This window comes from Pseudoxanthomonas sp. LjRoot204_2 (assembly GCF_056175765.1).
Window position 1 is genome coordinate 1 of record NZ_JBGFFG010000533.1, and the last position, 2,015, is coordinate 2,015.

Annotated in this window: 4 protein-coding genes; 2 read left to right on the forward strand and 2 right to left on the reverse strand. The window is 67.2% G+C overall.

What is annotated here, in order from left to right:
* Together AC04L7_RS17545 and AC04L7_RS17550 are read left to right on the forward strand one after the other, a co-directional pair.
* On the forward strand, positions 1-197 hold a 197-nt coding region (locus tag AC04L7_RS17545), incomplete at its 5' end, for an ExbD/TolR family protein (RefSeq protein WP_475513550.1).
* 145 nt (positions 198-342) lie between these two features.
* Entirely contained in the window at positions 343-738 is a 396-nt protein-coding gene (locus tag AC04L7_RS17550; protein ID WP_299344712.1) for an ExbD/TolR family protein, read from the forward strand.
* Positions 739-770: 32 nt separating this feature from the next.
* Here the strand turns inward: AC04L7_RS17550 and AC04L7_RS17555 are convergent, their stop codons facing one another.
* Positions 771-1,541, reverse strand: a complete 771-nt coding sequence (locus AC04L7_RS17555) for a pyridoxine 5'-phosphate synthase (RefSeq protein ID WP_435995794.1) — start codon at positions 1,539-1,541, stop codon at positions 771-773.
* Positions 1,538-1,795 carry a hypothetical protein gene (locus AC04L7_RS17560; protein WP_296278703.1) on the reverse strand — a complete coding sequence of 86 codons (258 nt, stop codon included), beginning with the start codon at positions 1,793-1,795 and terminating at the stop codon, positions 1,538-1,540. The genes AC04L7_RS17555 and AC04L7_RS17560 overlap by 4 nt, the downstream gene beginning before the upstream one ends.
* Between the last annotated feature and the right edge of the window lie 220 nt (positions 1,796-2,015).

A 2,015-nucleotide genomic window follows, 5' to 3' on the forward strand; every position in this document is an offset into this window, starting at 1 on the left:
ACACGGTGTACTGGAACAACAGCCCGACCAACGTGGCCGACCTCCAGCGCAAGATGGAAGACGAAGTCCAGCGCGATCCGACCAACCAGCCGGAGCTGCGCATCGAAGCCAAGTCGGACGCGCATTACGAAGTGATGGCCAAGGTGTTGGCTGCTGCGAAGAATGCGCAGATGATGAAGATCGGTTTCGTGCAGTAATCGCGAAACGAGCAGCGGTACGCTCTCGAACGCCGCCCTCCGGGGCGGCGTTCTTCGTTCCGGAGGGCGGACAGGGACCCTCTTGCGTCCCTGGAAGCGCGGGCGTAGCGTCAGGGGCACGGTCCCCGACAGAAGGAGGTGTGCCATGGCGTTCTCCGCTCCTGCAAGCCGTTCCGAACTCGCCGACATCAACATCACGCCACTGGTGGACGTGATGCTGGTCCTGCTGGTGATCTTCATGGTGACGGCGCCGATGCTGTCACGCCCCATCGAGACGCTCCTGCCGCAACCGGTTCCCGGTACGCACGCCGAGCCGCCCAACGATCTGGTGCTCAAGGTGGGCGTCGGCGGCCACTACACCCTGGACGACCGTCCGGTTGCGCTGGGCGATCTCCGTACGCGGCTGGAAGATGCGCTCACGGCCGACCCCCGTACCGTGCTGCAGGTGGAGGCGTCGGAAAGCGCCGATTACCAGCAACTGGTAAGCGCGCTGTCGCAGGCCGAAGCCAGCGGCATGCGCAACATCGTGATGAGGAACTGACGCCCGGCGCGCGTCGCCGGGATCGACACCGCTCAGTCCCGCGCGACGCCCTCGGCCTGGCTCAGGATCTCGAGGTAGCGGCGCACGGTCGCGTCCAGGCCGGCGTACAGTGCTTCGCCGATCAGCGCATGGCCGATCGAGACTTCGCGTACCCCGGGCACCGCCGCAAGGAATCCGCCGAGATTGTCCTGGCTGAGGTCGTGCCCTGCGTTGACGCCCAGGCCCAGCGCGTGGGCCTGCTCGGCAGTGCGCCTGCAGCGCTCGAGCGCATCGCCGGCATCGCCACGCGAAGCCGCCTCGGCAAATGGGCCGGTATAGATCTCGATGCGGTCCGCGCCGATGTGCGCCGCATTCTCGAGTCCCGCGCAGCCGGCATCCACGAACAGGCTGACCCGGCATCCCATCGCCTTGAGTGCCGCGATCAGCGGGCGCAGGCGTTCCGAATCCTGTTCGAAATCGAAGCCATGGTCCGACGTGATCTGGCTGTCGCCGTCCGGCACCAGCGTGGCCTGCGCAGGACGGGCCGCGTCGCACAACGCTAGGAAGCCGGGATAACCGTCGCGGGGCGGAGCGAACGGATTGCCTTCCAGATTCAGTTCGACGCCGTGCCCGCGCGTCAGCCGCGCCAGCGCGTCGACATCGCCAGGACGGATGTGCCGCTGGTCGGGCCGGGGATGCACGGTGATGCCATGTGCGCCGGCTGCCAGGCAGGCCTGCGCCGCGCGTACAACATCGGGTTCATCGCCGCCGCGGGAATTCCTCAGGACGGCGATCTTGTTGACGTTGACGCTGAGCAGGGTCACGGTGCGGGCGGTTCGGACGGCGGTGCATTGCGCCGCGCCTCCGCGATCTCGCGAAGTCGGCGCAGCTCGGCCGGATCGATCATCAGCGATTCGTCGCGGCGCGTTTCACCCAGCCTGCGCGCGTGCCGCCCGATGATCCAGACCACGAAGAGGCAAAGCGACACCAGCATCAGGACGACCATCAAGGGCATAGACGTGGTGCGCACGGCCATGAACAGGCAGCCGATCGCCATCAACAGGAAGAGCCAGTGCATCGTCCACCCCCGGGGCTTGGTGGCGGAATATTACCGCGTCCGTTGCGCGGCAGGCATCGACCGGCTTCACAGCAAGGGCGACATCAGCCGTGCCAGTGCTTCGGGCAGTCGATGGCGCCAGAGCGCGCGGTCGCGCTGCAGGCGCACCGGCTCACTGGCGGCGATCTCGCCTTCCATCCACTGTCCCAGCGTGCCGGCGACGCCGCGGTCGCGGAACTTC